Source organism: Loktanella sp. DJP18 (genome assembly GCF_049310965.1).
Classification (GTDB): Bacteria; Pseudomonadota; Alphaproteobacteria; order Rhodobacterales; family Rhodobacteraceae; genus Loktanella.
In genome coordinates, this window is record NZ_JBMERN010000020.1 from 16,228 (window position 1) to 33,391 (window position 17,164).

The 17,164-nt window shown below is 61.2% G+C and carries 15 protein-coding genes; 10 read left to right on the forward strand and 5 right to left on the reverse strand.

What is annotated here, in order from left to right:
• Positions 1-42: 42 nt before the first annotated feature.
• From ACOI1H_RS08155 to ACOI1H_RS08175, 5 genes are all read right to left on the reverse strand, one after another.
• Complete coding sequence (locus ACOI1H_RS08155) at positions 43-1,041, reverse strand: AAA family ATPase (protein ID WP_422436535.1); 999 nt, start codon at positions 1,039-1,041, stop codon at positions 43-45.
• Positions 1,042-1,345: 304 nt separating this feature from the next.
• Entirely contained in the window at positions 1,346-2,635 is a 1,290-nt protein-coding gene (locus ACOI1H_RS08160; RefSeq protein ID WP_422436537.1) for an McrC family protein, read from the reverse strand.
• Entirely contained in the window at positions 2,632-4,884 is a 2,253-nt protein-coding gene (locus ACOI1H_RS08165) for an McrB family protein (protein ID WP_422436539.1), read from the reverse strand. The genes ACOI1H_RS08160 and ACOI1H_RS08165 overlap by 4 nt, the downstream gene beginning before the upstream one ends.
• Positions 4,885-5,041: 157 nt before the next feature.
• The gene (locus tag ACOI1H_RS08170; protein WP_422436541.1) at positions 5,042-7,294 is read right to left on the reverse strand and encodes an ATP-dependent RecD-like DNA helicase; all 2,253 of its coding nucleotides are present in this window, start codon (positions 7,292-7,294) and stop codon (positions 5,042-5,044) included.
• Positions 7,295-7,369: 75 nt separating this feature from the next.
• Complete coding sequence (locus ACOI1H_RS08175; RefSeq protein WP_422436542.1) at positions 7,370-8,041, reverse strand: XRE family transcriptional regulator; 672 nt, start codon at positions 8,039-8,041, stop codon at positions 7,370-7,372.
• A gap of 106 nt (positions 8,042-8,147) precedes the next feature.
• On the opposite strand from ACOI1H_RS08175, the gene ACOI1H_RS08180 reads away from it, so the two are divergent.
• From ACOI1H_RS08180 to ACOI1H_RS08225, 10 genes are all read left to right on the forward strand, one after another.
• Complete coding sequence (locus ACOI1H_RS08180; protein WP_422436543.1) at positions 8,148-8,843, forward strand: hypothetical protein; 696 nt, start codon at positions 8,148-8,150, stop codon at positions 8,841-8,843.
• A gap of 272 nt (positions 8,844-9,115) precedes the next feature.
• A complete protein-coding gene (locus ACOI1H_RS08185; protein WP_422436545.1) occupies positions 9,116-9,328 on the forward strand; it encodes a helix-turn-helix transcriptional regulator in 213 nt (70 codons plus the stop codon).
• Entirely contained in the window at positions 9,325-9,690 is a 366-nt protein-coding gene (locus tag ACOI1H_RS08190; protein WP_422436546.1) for a hypothetical protein, read from the forward strand. Before ACOI1H_RS08185 ends, ACOI1H_RS08190 begins: the two co-directional genes overlap by 4 nt.
• 44 nt (positions 9,691-9,734) lie before the next feature.
• Positions 9,735-10,223 carry a hypothetical protein gene (locus tag ACOI1H_RS08195; protein ID WP_422436548.1) on the forward strand — a complete coding sequence of 163 codons (489 nt, stop codon included), beginning with the start codon at positions 9,735-9,737 and terminating at the stop codon, positions 10,221-10,223.
• 88 nt (positions 10,224-10,311) lie between these two features.
• Positions 10,312-11,211, forward strand: a complete 900-nt coding sequence (locus ACOI1H_RS08200; protein WP_422436550.1) for an ATP-binding protein — start codon at positions 10,312-10,314, stop codon at positions 11,209-11,211.
• Between the two features lie 14 nt (positions 11,212-11,225).
• On the forward strand, positions 11,226-11,891 hold the full coding sequence (locus tag ACOI1H_RS08205) for a hypothetical protein (protein ID WP_422436551.1): 666 nt from the start codon (positions 11,226-11,228) through the stop codon (positions 11,889-11,891).
• A 10-nt stretch (positions 11,892-11,901) separates the two neighbouring features.
• Positions 11,902-13,593 (forward strand): DEAD/DEAH box helicase family protein, encoded by a 1,692-nt coding sequence (locus tag ACOI1H_RS08210; protein WP_422436553.1) that lies wholly within the window; start codon positions 11,902-11,904, stop codon positions 13,591-13,593.
• Positions 13,590-14,015 carry a DUF6511 domain-containing protein gene (locus ACOI1H_RS08215; RefSeq protein WP_422436554.1) on the forward strand — a complete coding sequence of 142 codons (426 nt, stop codon included), beginning with the start codon at positions 13,590-13,592 and terminating at the stop codon, positions 14,013-14,015. Before ACOI1H_RS08210 ends, ACOI1H_RS08215 begins: the two co-directional genes overlap by 4 nt.
• A complete protein-coding gene (locus ACOI1H_RS08220) occupies positions 14,015-14,782 on the forward strand; it encodes a hypothetical protein (protein WP_422436556.1) in 768 nt (255 codons plus the stop codon). Before ACOI1H_RS08215 ends, ACOI1H_RS08220 begins: the two co-directional genes overlap by 1 nt.
• A complete protein-coding gene (locus ACOI1H_RS08225) occupies positions 14,734-17,109 on the forward strand; it encodes an AAA family ATPase (RefSeq protein ID WP_422436558.1) in 2,376 nt (791 codons plus the stop codon). Before ACOI1H_RS08220 ends, ACOI1H_RS08225 begins: the two co-directional genes overlap by 49 nt.
• Positions 17,110-17,164 lie beyond the last annotated feature (55 nt).

Genomic DNA, 17,164 nt, shown 5'->3' on the forward strand with positions numbered 1-17,164 from the left:
CCCGCCGAACTCGAGATGCCGCAAGTCGTAGTCCGGCATGTTTTACCCGGTTTCCATGGTGAAGACGCCGCGCATCGCCTGTCGCGCCGCCAGTTCTTGCAGGAGATCGTCTGTGGCCACCTTTTCCCGCTCGGACAGGATCGCGGCTTTCACGGCCTCCTCGGCCGCGCGCCCGATCTCCGCCTGACTCAGCCCCGTCGCGGCGTCAGCGACCTTCTTCCATGCGATCCGCGGCGCCTTCATCGGTACGAGATGGGCCTGGACGACCGCCTTCACCTGATCCGTCGTCGGCATCTCGAACAGCACGACCTCGTCGAACCGGCGCTGCAGAGCCCCATCCAGGAGATCGGGATGGTTCGTGGCGGCCACTAGCAGGCTGTCCGTCGTCGTCGGCTCCTCCATGAACTGCAGGAAACTGTTAAGGACGCGCCGCATTTCGGCTACGTCGTTCGTCGCCCGTCGATGGCCCCCGACAGCATCGAACTCGTCGAACAAATAGACCGCCCGGCGTCGTAGCGTCTCGTCGAACACTAATCGCATCTGTGACGCCGTCTCCCCCATGAATCGCGTGATCAGCGCCTCCAAGCGGACGACCATCAACGGAAGTTTCAGTTCCCCCGCCAAGGCCTCCGCCGTCATCGTCTTGCCCGATCCCGGCGGACCCGCGAAGAGAAGGCGTCTTGTCGGCACTCGCCCATGCTCGCGCAGGATGGCGCGACGACGTTGTTGGGCCAGCACCACGTCCAGCCGCGTACGCAGCCCGGCCGATAGAACGACATCCCCCAGCCGGACAGCCGGTTCGCGCAGCGTTAGCAGGCCTGCCAGATTGCCCCGCGGTTCGGCCAGCGCCACCCGAACGCTCCGCGCACCGGCACGTTCTCCGCGCAGAGCTTCGACTGCCGCCCGGATCTCCTCGGCGTTCGAGCGATGACCTTGACGCGCCTCGCCTGCCGCAACCTGAAGCGCGATGGCGAGGAACCGGTCCTCGTCCCCCTCCGCACGGCTGTGCAGCATGGACAGAATTTGCTTGGCGTTCGACATCTTTCATGATCCTTTCCCCGAAGCTAGACCAAGGCACATCCGTTGCCAATCTTAGATATAGGAATCCTGATAGACCGTGCCTGATGCCTGTGCGCCGACGTGCAGTCATAGCCTAGGATTTCCTCGAACCTTTCCATCGCTACGGCTGCGGTCAACGAGAGCTTTCGGGACGCGGCGGAGACTTTGAAACTCCCGCTTTCTGCGCATCGCTGACGTTCGCGCTTGGAGCAGCGGAGAACGGTTCACCGTCCGAACTTGCTCGCGCAGGCTTGATACTATGGCAATGAAAGAGCGGGGAGTTGCTTCATGCCACAGCGAAAACCGATGGCGCAGGTGATTGCTGTCTCTCGTACGCGCTCGGCAGCACCGCATCAAAGCCAGGCGGCAGGCCGCTACCGAAGGCCAAGTCGCGGACATCAATCGTGAGAACTTCAAGCACCGGCCGCGCTGCAGTCAACAGCACGAAATTTGTCACGCGCCCCGCAGGAACTTCCGCTGTGGCTGGATAGACGAGCGCCAGGCGATCGCAGCTATAGCGATCGGCATAGGCGTTCATCTGGTACGCATCGGCGCTTGAAACACCGGAATTCGACTTGCCGGTCTCAAGGCGCTTCCACTTCGCATCGAAAATCGCAAGCGCCACGTCGCCTTCAAGAACAGTGATGTCCGGCCGAAGCTGGAACCCCGAAGTGGCGAGATTTTTTAGCGGGCGCTGTAGTCCGACAGAAAAGCGCGGTTCACTGATCGACTGGCATTCGCGTCGGATGCGTAGGCCTAGGACAGTCTCGAAAAGCTTCTCCATGTTGAAGAGCAAAGCAGATCCAGAGGCGTCTCCAATGCGAACATCCGGGAAAAGGCCAGCCAGCAGCCACGCGGCCTTCTGGAACACTGGTTGCCAGTGCTTAATCGTTCGGTCGAGGCGGAGCGCATCCAGATCGCTGACACTAATTTGGACATCGGCCACGTCATCGAAGCGGTGCAGAATGGATGCCACGATTGCGCGTGTCCGCGGGCTTAGGGCGCGGCCATAAAGGCCCCTCAGAGTTTCCTTGAGCGCGCGATTGTAGACGTTGTCAATGCTCCGCTCGTCGAACCGGCACAGCAGCCGTGATCGGTCAAAGGCGTTTGCCCGCAGATGGTCCGTCAATTCGAGTCGCCCACGGACTGCGTTCAAATTCTCCGTTTTCTCAGTATATCGCGCAATTGCCCCGCCACGCAGTGCTGTTTTCATTTGGTCGCAGAAGTCCTCGATGAAGACGTCGAGCAAGTGACTGCGCTGCTGACCTAGAGTGGCTTCGCCCACCCGCTTTGGCCCCAGTTCGCCGGCCCGCGCAAGCAGGCCAATGAGCAGTCCACGCATGTCCTCTGGCGCTTGGGGACCGCTCTCGACCTTCGGAAGTATCTCGATCATCACGTGCGGGGTTTGGATGACCCCACAGAAGGGGCCGAACCGCAGCGCCCGGCGGCCCCAGCTCAGTGCGCCGTTCGGCAATCGTGATGTCAGGCGCGCGATGCTCTCCGCCTCTGCCTCGGTTAAATCGCTGTCAGGCCCGATGCTTACCGTGTCACGCTCTTGAAACGTCAGCGGTCTCATTCCGGCATCTCATAGATCTTGCGGATCGCGTCAGGGGTGATGTCGTCCTCACGGACGATTTCGAACACCTCGCCGCCGCCAATTTCGTTTGGGTCGGCCATCGGGAACAGGAGATCGGCCCTTTGCGTGTGCGCGCGCACGATCTGGAATTCCTCGCCGACAGTCTGGTCGGCCAGTACGAGTCGGATCTGACGCCAATCGTCGTAGAAGGCCTCCTGCAAGAATGGGAGGATTTCGCGCGCAAACACCCTACGCAGCTGAGCGAACGACTTTACCTTGTAGAGGTAGCTGTGCCCCAGCGTCTGGTCGCGATGCAACAAGCGAGAAAGGCGCGCATTCAATGCGCCGAGCAACTGCCGCAAGTCGATCGTGCCCCCAGCGCCGTCCTCCACAGTGCCCAGAAGCTCTGGCTTGGGTGTGAGCTCATCGAACCGGAAACGCCGACGCAGTGCGCTGTCGAGGAGCGCGATTGAGCGGTCCGCAGTGTTCATCGTGCCGATCACATCGACATTTGTCGGCACGCCGAACCGCTCGCCAGAATAGGGCAACGTCACTTCAAGGCCCTTGCAGCCGGGCACTCTCTTGCCTGAGCTATCGGTCACGATGCGCTTGTCGACCTCTACCAGCGAGATCAGCTCGCCGAAGATCTTGGCGATGTTGCCGCGATTTATTTCGTCGATGAAGAGGGCAAAGCGCTTGTCCGGAGACCGCCGCGCCCGTTCGCAGAGGCGCTTCAACACACCGGGCCGAACCTCGTAGGTGATGACGCCCTTCTCGGTCACCGGGCGGATACCCTCTACAAAATCTTCATAGGCGTAGCTCTGATGGAACGTGATGAACTCGAAGCGGTCTGCCGCCTGTTCCTGATAGTCCGGCAGATAGTCGTTCATCAGCCGATAGGTCTTGCCGGTTCCGGGCGGGCCGTAGAGGATCAGGTTCAGGGCCTCCCCGGCCGGGCGTGTTGGCTTCATAACGGCGGCGATCTCATCGGTGACAGCTGACGATCCCGTAATCAGGGACAGCGCCTTCCAGAGCCTCTCGAGCGTCCGTGCAGACTTGCTCTTGATCTCGATCCCCGAGGATTGCGGATTCCACTCCTGACCAGATTCCAGGCGTTCCAGTTCTTCGAGCGTCACGATGGGGTCGGACGTTGCGTCCCGGATGGCATCGAAAGCGACATCGATGAACCGCGTCGTATCGCCTGCTTCTTTGCGCGTCTCGTCCCAGTGCGCGGCCTCATAAGGCGCGCGGGTTACCTTGCCAACGGCGACGACGCCCTTCGGCGCTGTACCCGTCCGCATCAGGAAGACGCGGTCGCCTTCGCGAGGCTTCGACGATCCGCAGCGCCACCGATTGTCGGCTTTCTCACCTGTGATCGTCGTGGCCCTGTCAAATGCAAGCGTGTCCCAGGTCCATTTAGAGGGGTTCCAGCTCAGCAGCCAGTTTTTGGTCTGGGTCTTCCATTGGGCCTCAAACGCCTCTTCGTAAAAGTCGAATTCGGCACCGTGTTCTTCTTCGAGACGACGGCGCAGGTCGAGCAAGGTCCGGTCAATTTCAGTGGTACTCCACTTCCGAATTTCCCTTTCCGGTGTGTCACCAAACCCAGCAAGGATCCGGCGCTTATCGCCTTCTGAACTAACGCGCTCGAAGCTGTCAGGAAACAGAAGGTGCGAAAGAATATGGATCAGCTGCCTTTGGCGCGCTTCCGGTAAGCCGCTCAGCCAACCTGAAAATACCAATGGGTCCGAGACTATTTCCTTGCGGGCGGCGGCATCGTAACGCTTAAAATCGCGCAGCGCACCGATCAGGAAAACTAACTCGCGCCACCTGTGCGTGTTGTAGGCGGTTCCGGCGGAGCCGATCCCCTCCAGGACCATATTATCCAGAAGCGGATGGGTTGCGTCCAGTTCCTCTCCTGACCATGAATAGATCTCACGAACATTTTCCCGTTTTTTGGCAGCGCCAATATTCGACGGAAAGAGGAGCAGCAACCATAAACATTCGGCCATCAACCGGCGGCAATCTGGTGAGCCTTCCGATAACTGCACCTTCAGCTTTGATAGAAAGTCACCCTCTCCCGCGTCGAGGTTTTTCACGAACCTCTGGTCGAGTTCATCAAGGTGAACCAGCGACCAGAGGTTTTCGTCGCTTGATAATATTGAGTCATCCGCAAGAAGGCTGCGATTTTTCCATTTAGCTGCGGCGCTATAGATCGGAGAGAATTCTCTGTGAGGATTGAATCTTGACACTCTCTATCGCTCCTATCCGCCGAATTTCATACCTGAATTAGCCAGCGCAATTCGCTGCTAATTCTTCGAAATTGTACTCTAGCGGCTTCCCCAAAAAGTGCAAAGTCGCGCCTGCATCTGTCCTTTGCCCGCCCTCTTCGCATTGCGGAACGTGGAATCATTCCATGAGCTGACGTGCATCTGCCGGAGGGCGTCCAAGCCACTCATCCAGTTTGGACCAGCGGCGTCGTCCTGATACGTTCTTCACGGCGATGGCGACCGCCTTTCGTTGGCCGACAATCACCACGAGGCGCTTGCCCCGGGTGATCCCGGTATAGAGTAGGTTGCGCTGCAGCATTGCGTAGTGCTGCGTCAGGACCGGGATGACGACGGCGGGATATTCCGATCCTTGGCTTTTGTGGATCGTCGCGGCGTAGGCCAGCACGAGCGTGTCGAGTTCCCCGAACAGGTAGCTCACGGTCCGGCCGTCGAAACTGGCGGTCAGTACTCCCTCGTTGAGATCGACACTTTCAACGTAGCCGATGTCGCCGTTGTAGACCTCTTTGTCGTAATCATTTTCGATCTGCATGACCTTGTCGCCTGGCGCGAAGGTCGAGCCGAAGCGCTCAACCTTGTTTTCCCCCAAGGGGTTCAGGGCGGCCTGAAGCTCGATGTTGAGCGAGCGGGCACCGACACCGCCACGGTTCATTGGACAGAGAACCTGAATATCCCGAATGGGGTCCAAACCGAAGCGCTTGGGGATCCGGTTTTTTACCAAGTCCAGTGTTCGAGCGACGGCCTGCTCCGGGTCTTCGGCCGGAACAAAATAGAAATCGCTCTCGCTGTCCGGCTTGGTCAGGTCTGGTATCTGGCCTTGGTTGATCCGGTGGGCGCTGGTGATGATTTTGCTCTGGGCGGCTTGGCGAAACACTTCCGTCAGCCGCACGACCGGAATCGCGTTCGATCCGATGATATCGGCCAGCACCTGTCCGGGGCCGACGGAGGGCAACTGGTCGATGTCACCGACGATCAGGACCGCAGCGTGATTTGGCACAGCCTTGAGCAGCGAATGCATAAGGGAGATGTCGACCATCGAGCTTTCATCAACGACCAGCAGATCGCACTCGAGCGGGCTTTCCTCGTTGCGCTTGAAACCGAATGTCTTCGGATCGATTTCAAGCATGCGGTGGATGGTCTTTGCCTCCATGCCGGTCGCTTCCTTCATCCGCTTGGCCGCCCGCCCGGTTGGAGCGCACAGCAGCAGCATGACCGCTTTCGCCGCAAGGATCTGCAGGATCGAGTTCACGATGGTAGTCTTGCCCACGCCGGGGCCGCCCGTGATCACCATGACCTTTGAGCGAAGCGCGAGACGAATGGCCTCAGCTTGGGTCGGAGCAAGGGTCAGACCGGTCTTCTTCTCGATCCAGGGAAGTGCCTTGTCGGCATCGATATCAGGCCAGGGACGAGGGCCCGAGACGAGATGGCGGAAACGATCCGCGACACCTTTTTCTGCATGGTAAAGCCCGCTCAGGAAGACGCACGGGGTATCGGCCACGGTATCGGCCGTCACGGTGCCTTCGGTCAATTCCAGGTCGATGGCTGTCTGGATCAGGTCGTCGGGAACTTCGAGCAGTTTGATGGATAGCGGGATCAGCTCAGCAAGCGGCAAACCGCAATGACCGTTGCCCATAGCTTCGGTCAACGCGTAGGAAATTCCGGCTCGCACACGGATCATGGCGGTCTTTTCGATCCCGAGTTTCTCGGCGATGACATCTGCCGTTCGGAACCCGATGCCGCGAATATCCCGCGCCAGGCGATAGGGATCTTCGCTCATTACCTGAACGGCGTCGACGCCATAGGTCTTGAAGATGCGCACGGCCCGGGCAGTCCCAACCCCATGACTGTGCAGAAACACCATGATCTCGCGGATGACCTTCTGATCTGCCCAGGCGGACGTGATCTTGTCGGCCCGCTTCGGCCCGATGCCATCGACTTCCCGCAAGCGCGCGGGCTCGGCCTCAATCAGGTCAAACACGTCCTTGCCGAACATCTTGACCATCCGCTTGGCGTAGACCGGCCCGATGCCCCGGATCATGCCGGAGCCCAGGTATTTCTCGATGCCATCAAGGGATGTCGGTGCGGAGGTCTTCAGGAAGCGTGCACGGAATTGCAGCCCATGCGTATGATCGTTGGTCCATTCGCCTGATGCGGTGACCCATTCCCCGGCCGAGATCATCGCCGCGTGACCGATTGTGGTGACGAGGTCGCGGTGCCCGCGCGCCTTGATACGCAGCACGCAGAAGCCGGAGTCCTGGCTGTGGAAGGTCACGCGTTCGACGAGCCCGGCAAGGACCTCCTGGCGCAGATCACCTGCGGCAACGAATGCCGCTGGCGCTTCCCACATGCCCCGATCCTTACGGCTATCGTCCATCCCGCTCCCGTTCAACGCTTGCCCCATAGCTTGCAATGTCTCTTGCGCGACATCGGCCCATATCCGAGCCACCTGTCACATCTCGCGTCCGTACCACCGCACGCGACCAATGATGTTGACCTCTCCTGCCGTGCATTCATAAGGCGCATAGCGCGCATTGTCCGAAATGATGCGCACGCGGGGCGGTTCACTCATGGGGACATGCTCGAGCTGCTTGGCTACCAGCCCCATGCCATCATGCAAGACGAATACTCCGGAAGGGGATGGGTTGCGCTGGTTCATGTCGACCAGGATCGTGTCGCCGTCATTGAGCGTCGGCAACATGCTGTCGCCCTGAACGGCCATGACGCGCAGCATGGATGGCGCGGCTTTCAGGCGATCCCGGATCCAGGCCCTGCGGAAATGGAAATCTCGACCGGAGCGTTCCTCGGCCTGCTCCACCACGGCGCCGCCACCCATCGACGGACGCACCGCGACATACTGGATTGCAACGAACTCGTTGTGGTAGTCGTCGGTGATCGGATCATCGCCGTGGACCGTGCCCTTCCCAGTAAGCAACCATTCGAGCTCGACCTTCACGACACCTGCAACGCGGGTGAGTTTCTCGAGGTTGGGCACCAGCGACTTGCCGCGCAGGATGTCATAAACGAAGGATCGGTTGAGGTCAGATTCTCGCGCCACGTCGGCAACCGACATGCCAAGCTGGCGTATCCGCGCTCTGAGCCGTTCGTGCATTTGCACTGACATCTTTATCCCCAACATTGGTAGTTCTGTGGAAAAAACAGGATTGCGACACGCCTGTCAAGAATATAGAACAAAAGTAGAACAAAAAGAGGCGAAGGGAATCGTTGGCATGCGTATCGAGCGGGACTGTTTCGAACTTGGGGAGGTCGCAGAGGAGTGGGAAATTTCCGACGCGGAGATCCGGTATCTCGTTGCCAATGGCACGCTAAAACTGTCGGTTCGGCTCGTGGCGCAGCGGGCCCGCCTGTCGAGCATGGAGGAGACACAGGAAGGGGAGCCGATGTGGGTTCCGTTTGAAGAACGGGAGTTCAACGGGCTTGCCGACCTGTCGTTGCGGGACGCGTTTCTTCTTGTTCGGGACGGCGAGGCCGTCGTCCGGGATGTCTTTCTGCCGGACAGCATCCGCCTCAGCCTGCGGGGTGGTGACGGCTTGCTCCTGTCCCATGCCGATACGCTGGTGCGCCGGGAACACTTCGACGTGGTTGAGCGCAATGTACTGAACCAAAGCGGTCCCTCTGGGAAGGACGCATTTGATTTCAGGCAGTTCGTTTATGACGGCGAGGAGTTTGCATTCACGTTCCAGCAGGCCCGCGCGCTGGAGTTTGCGTTGAACGCTACCCGTGCCGGCGCACCGGATCAGCACTACCTCGAGATTCTGAAAGCCGCCGGATCGGCATCCCAGCGGATCGGCAGCCTCTTCAGCCGCAAGCCCTCGTGGACCCGGCTCTTGCTCAGGACCTCCGGTCGTCGCGGATGGTATTATCTCGACCCGGCCTTTGTCGTCTGGTTGACCCGCAGCGCCTGATCGGCCCGCTACACTGGATCCTGCCCGCCTTGATGGCGGGCTTTTTTGATTCTGGGGATTCGGCTTGAAGGCTCGAGTCGGTCTGCATCTCGTATGCATCCCGACTGCACCTCGTAGGTGCTTGTACGCGTTCGTCTGCGCTTGTTTGTCCGGATGGAAATTCCATTGGATAAACAAGGCGTAAGAAAAACCGAATGTGCATCCCACATGTGGGACGACCGCATACCTAGGGATTGGCATCACTGCTCCATCACATCCCGATGGAGACGCCGATGTCCGACACATTTCTAAATCAATCGCGATTGGCCAGCCGCTGGCATCTCAGCCCGCGTACCCTCGAGCGCTGGCGCTGGAAGGGAGAAGGGCCTGCGTACCTGAAGCTCGGTGGGCGCGTTGTATACCGGATCGAGGACATCCTTGCCTATGAACAGGCCCGGGAACGCCAGAGCACCGCGCACGTGCCTGCTGCAGGGTCGAGGGCATGAGCCGCCTTCACGCAGTCATGCCCGGCGTGGGGGCTCTGCAGCCTCCCTCGGATAATCCTTGCACCGGGGAGATCGATTTCTGCGCCTGGGTTGCGCAAGCGATGGCTGGCGAGAGGTTGGTGTATCACCGTGGCTTTCTCGCCTTCGATGCGATGGCGCTCTTGTCGGACCTGCCTCCGGGCCGCCAGCGCGCCCTGCGCGACGTCGCCGCCGCAGCCATGCGCGCAGCCGAACAGGACCTCGTCCATCTCGTGCAGGCCCGGCTTGGCCCCGGCCAATTCGCCTACATCGCCGTCGCCCGGCGCAAGCCAAAGCTGCCCGGCGCTCTGTCGGTCCGCCTGCTCCAGCGCATGGCCGCCTGATGTCTGCGCCCCAACCCAAAACCCACAAAAATGGAGTGAACCCCATGCCCTTTCCGCAGAACGCGCCGAGCGTTGATGACCTGCTGAATCTTCCTCTGCCCGAGATTGCTCTGCTGTCACCCGATCTGCTGGCTGCAATGCAGCGAGAAATCAGCGCCGCCAGCAAGCAGATGAAAACCGTTGCCGCACGGTTCAACGCAGCACTTGACGTTCGTTACGCTGCACGCGCCGCCGAGGAGCGCCGCATTTCCGGCAAAGACACTGGAACTGTCCGCTTTGAAGATGGCGATTGCACAATCGTGGCTGATCTTCCGAAACGGATTGATTGGGATCAGGCGAAATTGAGTTCCATGGTCGCGCGCATCATCGCGGCCGGGGACGATCCAGCCCAGTATGTCGACATCGCCTACAAGGTTGCTGAGCGCAAATACGGCGCTTGGCCCGATGCCATTCGCGAGGGTTTTGAGCCCGCGCGCACCGTTCGCACTGGCACGCTGTCCGTCACGCTGATCCCGGCGGAGAAACGGCAATGACGGCGCTGCCTCTCCGCACTGCTGAAAACGTCTCCTCGCGAGCGTTCCCACTCTCTGCCGCAAAACCCATCCCCGAAAGGACACGGCCATGACCGGCGCGCTGCCCATCATCACGGCCGATCAGCGGCTGGCCGAAACGCGCGGCATCAAGGGAGTGATCTTTGGCCCCTCCGGGATTGGCAAGACAACGCTGCTGTGGACGCTGATGGCGACCACGACGTTGTTCTTCGATCTCGAAGCCGGGGATCTGGCGATCGAGGGCCTTGCCATCGACGTGATCCGCCCGCGCACATGGAAGGAATGCCGCGATTTTGCGGTGTTCATCGGCGGGCCCAATCCGGCGCTGCGCGGCGAACAGCCCTACAGCCAGGCGCACTATGACGAGGTCTGCGGTCGGTTTGGCGATCCGGCCGTGCTCGGTAAATACGACACGGTCTTCATCGACTCGATCACTGTGGCGGGGCGGCTTTGCTTTCAGTGGTGCAAGGGCCAGCCCGAGGCGATGTCGGAGAAGACCGGCAAGCCGGATGTGCGGGGCGCTTACGGTCTGCATGGCCGCGAGATGATCGCTTGGCTCACGCACCTGCAGCACACCCGCGGCAAGAACGTCTGGTTCGTGGGGATCCTCGACCAAAAGCTCGATGACTTCAATCGCAAGATCTTCGTGCCGCAAATCGATGGCGCCAAGACCGGCCTCGAGCTGCCCGGGATCGTCGATCAGGTCATCACCATGATCGATGTGCCCGATGCGCAGGGTCAGCCCCAGCGGGGCTTTGTCTGCCAGACGCTGAACCCTTGGGGCTATCCGGCCAAGGACCGCTCTGGGCGACTTCAGCTGCTGGAACCCCCGCATCTGGGTCAGCTGATGGAGAAGATCCGCGGCCCTCTGATCCCCGCGGAGCGTCGCCTGACCTTCAAACCGCCGGTGCTGCCCGTGCCATCGGCGACCGGCGGCACCGGCCCATCCAACACCCCGAACGCAAACTGAAAAGGACAAACCCGATGACTGGACTCTGGAACGACTTCAACGACGCAACCTCCAACAGCGATGTGATCCCCAAAGGCACGCTGGCCAAGGTGCGCTTGACGATCCGCCCCGGCGGCTTTGACGATCCGTCGCAAGGCTGGACCGGCGGCTATGCCAAGCGCGGTGCGACCGGCGCGGTCTATCTTGACGCCGAATACACCGTGCTCGAGGGAACTTATGCCAAACGCAAGATCTGGTCGCTGATCGGGCTTTACAGCCCGAAGGGCCCGGATTGGGGCAATGCCGGGCGCGGCCTGATCAAGGGCATCCTGAACTCGGCGCGTGGCATTGCCGACAAGGACAACTCGGCACAGGCACAGGCGAAGCGCCGGATCAGCGGTTTTGCCGAGTTGGACGGGATCGAGTTCATCGCCCGGATGGACATCGGGTCCGACACCAACGGTGAGGACAAGAACGAGGTTCGCAGCGCCGTCACACCTAGCCACCGCGATTATGCCCAGCTGATGGGGCACGGAGCGGCTGCCCCAGCGCAAGTATACGGCCAACCCCCGGCAACCAGCACGCCGCAGCAGGTGCATGTCGCCCCGGCTCAGGACCACACCGCACCCGCGCCGCAACCTCAGGCACCGCAAACCGCTGCGACCCCCGGATTTGCTGGGCGTCCCAGCTGGGCCGAGTGAGGGCTGAACGATGCGTCTCCGTCCTCGTCAGAAAACCTTCGTCGAGCGCAGCCTTGCTGCGCTTGGCACCCACGGCAATACGCTGGGCATCGCCCCGACCGGCGCAGGAAAGACGATCATGCTGTCGGCGGTCACCGGCGAAAGCATCGGCAATACCGATGCCAAGGCCTGCGTGCTGGCCCACCGTGACGAGTTGACCGATCAGAACCGGAACAAGTTTGCCCGGGTCAATCCCGGCCTGACCACGTCGGTGGTCGATGCCAGCGCCAAGTCATGGGCGGGTCAGGTGACCTTCGCCATGGTGCCGACACTGGCTCGGATCGGCAATCTCGACGCCATGCCGCAGCTTGATCTGCTGGTGATCGACGAGGCGCATCATGCCGTGGCGGCCAGCTACCGCCGCATCATCGACCATGTCCGCAATGCCAATCCTGACGCCCGCATCTTCGGCGTCACAGCAACCCCGAACCGGGGCGACAAGAAGGGTCTGCGCGAAGTGTTCGATAATGTCGCCGACCAGGTGCGTCTGGGCGAGTTGATCGCCTCGGGCCATCTGGTCCCGCCGCGCACCTTCGTGATCGATGTCGGTGTGCAGGACAAGCTGCGCGCTGTGCGCAAGTCGCTGGCGGATTTCGACATGGCAGAGGTTGCGTCGATCATGGACCGCGCTCCGGTGACCGACGAAGTGATCCGACACTGGAAGGAGAAAGCAGGTGACCGTCAGACCGTGGTGTTCTGTTCCACCGTCGCCCACGCCGCCCATGTCACGGAGGCTTTCAACGCCGCAGATGTGCCTGCCGGGCTGATTCATGGCGATCTGCCGAATGATGATCGCCGCGATATTCTGGCCGCCTACGCCGCCGGAGAGATTCGCGTGATCTTAAACGTGGCCGTGCTGACCGAAGGCTGGGATCACCCGCCGACCTCCTGCGTCGTGCTGCTTCGGCCCTCATCCTACAAATCCACCATGATCCAGATGGTCGGGCGCGGCTTGCGAACCATTGATCCGGAGGAACACCCCGGCGTCGTCAAGACCGACTGCGTCGTGCTGGATTTCGGCACGTCCAGCCTGATCCACGGCACACTTGAGCAGGATGTCGATCTCGACGGCAAAACCGAGACTGGTGAGGCCCCGACCAAAGTGTGCCCGGCCTGTGGCGCCGACATTCCTCTGGCCTGCTTTGAATGCCTGCTCTGCGGTGAGGTTCTTGGCGACGATGAAGACGGCGAGGCCGATGCGCAGGGACGCGCCGAGTTGACCGGCTTCATCATGACGGAGATCGACCTTCTGAAGCGATCAAGCTTCGCCTGGATCGATCTCTTCGGGGCTGATGACGCGCTGATGGCCAACGGGTTCAACGCCTGGGGCGGCATCTTCTTCCTAGAAGGTCGCTGGCATGCGGTCGGCGGCGCAAAGGGCCAAAGCCCCCGCTTGCTGGGCATCGGCGAACGGACCGTCTGCCTCGCGCAGGCCGATGATTGGCTTAACGAGGTCGAGACCGATGAAAGCGCCTTCAAGACCCGTGGCTGGCTGAACCAGGCCGCCACGGAAAAGCAGCTGCAATATCTGCCGCCCGCCTATCGGCAGGATTACGGCCTGACCCGCTATCACGCTTCGGCGCTGATGACATTCACTTTCAACAAGCGGGCGATCCGTCATCTCGTCATGACCGCCGCGCCCGAACAGCGCAGGGCCGCATGAGCCATGTCGCGCAAATCCCGCCCCCGACCACCAAGGCTGCGGATCGCTCGGGCCCTGATCGCCACTGGCATCCACGCTTCATGCCCTGTGCCGTCTGCCTGCGCCCCGCGAGCGGCTTCGGCTTCTTCAACCCCCACACACTGCGCCCGCGCGAACACCGCTGGTTCTGCTCGATGCCCTGCCAGGGGTTCTTCGCCATGCGCTTCAGAAAAGGAATGACCATGATCGGAACGACCGACGAAGAACGTCTCGCCATTGCGCTCGTGATGAAGCGTCTCGGCCAGACCATGGACCAGATCGGCTGGAACAAACGCCTGTGCGATCTGAACGAGACCGAGGTGACCGCCCTGATCGAGGAGGTGCTCGAAGGCTACGGTGCCGAGATGTCGCGCATCGCAAGATCCGAGGAGGCGCCCTTCTGATGCTGGATTACAATCACCGGCCCAGCTTCGCCGAGAAGGTGAACGTCGCCGTCGACGCAGCCCTGACCGCTGACAATGCCACACGCCCCTCGCGCGATTATCTCGGCGGGTCACGCCTTGGCCACGCCTGCGAACGCGCCTTGCAGTTCGAGTTCACCCACGCACCGAAAGACGAGGGCCAGGAGTTCTCCGGGCAGTTGCTGCGCATCTTCGCCATCGGCCATTCGCTCGAGGATCTGGCAGTGGCCTGGCTGCGCGGCGCTGGCTTCGATCTGTATACCCGCAAGGGCAATTGCCCCGATGGTGGCCAATTCGGCTTCTCTGTCGCTGGCGGGCGCATCTGCGGCCATGTCGACGGCATCATCGCCGCAGGGCCAGAAGGTCTCGGGCTGGCCGTTCCCGCGCTCTGGGAATGCAAGACGATGAACGCCAAGAACTGGCGCGCCTGCGTCAAGGAGGGCGTGACCAAATCAAAGCCGGTCTATGCCGCGCAGATCGCTGTCTATCAGGCGTACATGGAGGCAACCGTGCCTGGCATCAGCGCCGCGCCAGCCCTGTTCACCGCGATCAACAAGGACACGGCCGAGCTGCACCACGAGCTGGTGCCCTTCGATGCCGATCTGGCGCAGCGCATGTCCGACCGCGGCGTTCGGATCCTGCAGGCCACCGACGCAGGTGAGTTACTGCCGCGTGTGGCACAAAACCGCGACTTCTTCGAATGCCGTTTCTGCCCATGGGCGATGCGCTGCTGGGGGCTTGCGGTGTGAGCGACGAGAACATCATCCACTTCAGTCCCTGGCAAGATTTCAACGACGCACCCTCGTTCGAGGATCCGTTCGATGTCGAGCCCGATCTCGTCCAGATCGAAACCTTCATTGACGTCGTGTTCGGCTATTGTGAGGGCCAGATCCCGGTCCGAGGCTTTGTCGATATGGGACAAGGTAAAGAGGGCCGACCACACAACATCTGGATCGACGCCGACGCCACAGCGCCAACCAAGCTCGCGACCTTCGCCAATTGGGCCTGGCGCGAAGGGGCAGCCGTCTATGTGATCCCCGGCACGGTCGCTGGGGCCGGACAGGCCAAATCCGCCGATGTGCTGCAGATGCAGGCGCTTGTCGTCGATCTCGATGCCGGCGATATTTCCGCCAAACTCGATCATCTGCTGCACCACCTAGGTCAGCCCACTCTGATCATCGAGAGCGGCGGGCGCACCTCTCAAGGGGCCAACAAGCTGCATGTCTGGTGGCGGATGACCGAACCCGCCGAAGGAACTGCACTGGCTGAGCTTTGCCGCCTGCGGGGTGAGATCGCTCTCAAGGTTGGCGGCGACACGCATTTCCGCTCCGCCCACCAGCCGATCCGCGTGGCGGGATCGGTTCATCACAAGCATGGCCATCAGCGCCTTGTGCAAATCCGCGAACACCATCCCATTGAGGTCGATCTTGAGGAGTTCGGAGACAAGGTAGCGGAGATGCCGCCCATGTCGGGCGTTGGCATGGCCACTACCAATGCTGCTGCACCCGGCAAGCCGACGCTGGACGCGGTGCTGACAACGCCGGTGCGCGAGGGTGATCAGGATGACTGGAGCCGCTTCACAGGGGCCAGCGTCGCCATCGGTCATTTCCTGCGCATGGTCCATGACGGCAGGATGTCGCCTGATGAAGGATGGGAGGCGATCCGTGGCTACAATGCAGCCGCCCTGCGCCCGAGCTGGCCGGAGGATCGCCTGAAAGCGGAATCCGAGCGTCTCTGGGCCAGACACATCGAAAAGAACGGCCCGCCGCTGATCCGTCTTGAGACATCCGCCGCAGCACAAAACCAGCCGGGGCCGTTGTCGTCGTTCATGCTGGGCGCTTTGCTCGACGACCGATCCCCCATGCCGGAGGATATCATTGCGCCAAGGGTGCTCACCCCCGGCGGCATGCTAGTGCTCGGCGGGGCCCCAAAGGTCGGTAAAAGCGATTTCCTGATCTCCTGGCTCGTGCACATGGCAGCCGGGATCCCGTTCCTCGGTTTTACCCCGCCACGACAGTTGCGGGTGTTCTACCTGCAGGCGGAAATCCAGTATCATTATCTGCGCGAACGCCTTCAGCAGATCGCGCTTCCGCCGGAGGTCATCGCCGCTGCCCGCGAAACTTTTGTCGCGACGCCCAAGCTGAAGCTGCTGCTGAATGAGGCGGGCATCGCCAAGGTCATCGAGGCAATGCGTGCGGCGTTCCCGGATGCACCGCCCGACATTCTTTGCGTCGACCCGATCCGCAACCTCTTTGACGGTGGCCCGGACGGCGGCGGCGAGAACGACAACGACGCCATGATGTTCTTTCTCAAGGACCGGGTCGAGGTGCTGCGCGATGTCATCAATCCCGACTGCGGCGTGATCCTGGCCCACCACACAAAGAAGCTCGGCAAGCAGCAAGTGAAGGACGATCCGTTTCTGGCCTTGTCCGGGGCCAGCGCACTGCGCGGTTTCTACACCTCGGGGCTGCTCATGCATCGCCCCGATGAAGACCGAAGCGAACGCAGGCTGGAGATCGAGTTGCGAAACGGCCCGGCGCTGGCGGGAAAGCTGATCGACAAGGTAGGTGGCCGTTGGGTTGAGTTGAACCCGATGAGCGAGCGCCTGGTGCGCAAGGAAGTGGGCGCAAGGCTCGATGCCGAACGGCTGCGCAAGCATGATGTCATTCTGGGTATGTTGCTGGACGAGGCAGCGGGCGAGCGGCTTTACACCGCGATGCAGTTCTCCGAGACCTTTGAGAACCGGGGTGGTCTGGGCAGCAAGCATACCATCCGAGAGCGCCTCAGCGTCCTCTCCACTAAGGGGTTCGTGAAATTCCTGCGCGATCCCTCGGGGTTCGGCTTCCCCATCACCCGGTCCCGGTTTGGCTATCTCTGCGTCGAAGGCATGCAGTTTGGCGCACCCGTCGATGAGGTCGATCCAACCACTGGCGAGGTCACGACAACGACCCGGTCAGTCCAGCCCAGCCACTTCAAATGCCCCCAATCCGGGCTCAGCCTTCAGGTCGAAAACCCTGCTGTCTGGGTCTACCCGGAGGGGCTTGAAGGCGACCTCACACATATGAGTGAGGCCTAGCACATATGTCTTCACCAACAGCGCACTCAATGAAATCAATGGCTTGCGGGAAAAT

Excerpts from the sequence above, each read along its gene's own strand:
- ACOI1H_RS08155 (WP_422436535.1), bottom strand. The coding sequence starts at position 1,041 with ATGTCGAACGCCAAGCAAATTCTGTCCATGCTGCACAGCCGTGCGGAG.
- ACOI1H_RS08160 (WP_422436537.1), bottom strand. The coding sequence starts at position 2,635 with ATGAGACCGCTGACGTTTCAAGAGCGTGACACGGTAAGCATCGGGCCT.
- ACOI1H_RS08170 (WP_422436541.1), bottom strand. The coding sequence starts at position 7,294 with ATGGACGATAGCCGTAAGGATCGGGGCATGTGGGAAGCGCCAGCGGCA.
- ACOI1H_RS08175 (WP_422436542.1), bottom strand. The coding sequence starts at position 8,041 with ATGTCAGTGCAAATGCACGAACGGCTCAGAGCGCGGATACGCCAGCTT.
- ACOI1H_RS08180 (WP_422436543.1), top strand. The coding sequence starts at position 8,148 with ATGCGTATCGAGCGGGACTGTTTCGAACTTGGGGAGGTCGCAGAGGAG.
- ACOI1H_RS08185 (WP_422436545.1), top strand. The coding sequence starts at position 9,116 with ATGTCCGACACATTTCTAAATCAATCGCGATTGGCCAGCCGCTGGCAT.
- ACOI1H_RS08190 (WP_422436546.1), top strand. The coding sequence starts at position 9,325 with ATGAGCCGCCTTCACGCAGTCATGCCCGGCGTGGGGGCTCTGCAGCCT.
- ACOI1H_RS08195 (WP_422436548.1), top strand. The coding sequence starts at position 9,735 with ATGCCCTTTCCGCAGAACGCGCCGAGCGTTGATGACCTGCTGAATCTT.
- ACOI1H_RS08200 (WP_422436550.1), top strand. The coding sequence starts at position 10,312 with ATGACCGGCGCGCTGCCCATCATCACGGCCGATCAGCGGCTGGCCGAA.
- ACOI1H_RS08205 (WP_422436551.1), top strand. The coding sequence starts at position 11,226 with ATGACTGGACTCTGGAACGACTTCAACGACGCAACCTCCAACAGCGAT.
- ACOI1H_RS08210 (WP_422436553.1), top strand. The coding sequence starts at position 11,902 with ATGCGTCTCCGTCCTCGTCAGAAAACCTTCGTCGAGCGCAGCCTTGCT.
- ACOI1H_RS08215 (WP_422436554.1), top strand. The coding sequence starts at position 13,590 with ATGAGCCATGTCGCGCAAATCCCGCCCCCGACCACCAAGGCTGCGGAT.
- ACOI1H_RS08220 (WP_422436556.1), top strand. The coding sequence starts at position 14,015 with ATGCTGGATTACAATCACCGGCCCAGCTTCGCCGAGAAGGTGAACGTC.
- ACOI1H_RS08225 (WP_422436558.1), top strand. The coding sequence starts at position 14,734 with ATGCCGTTTCTGCCCATGGGCGATGCGCTGCTGGGGGCTTGCGGTGTG.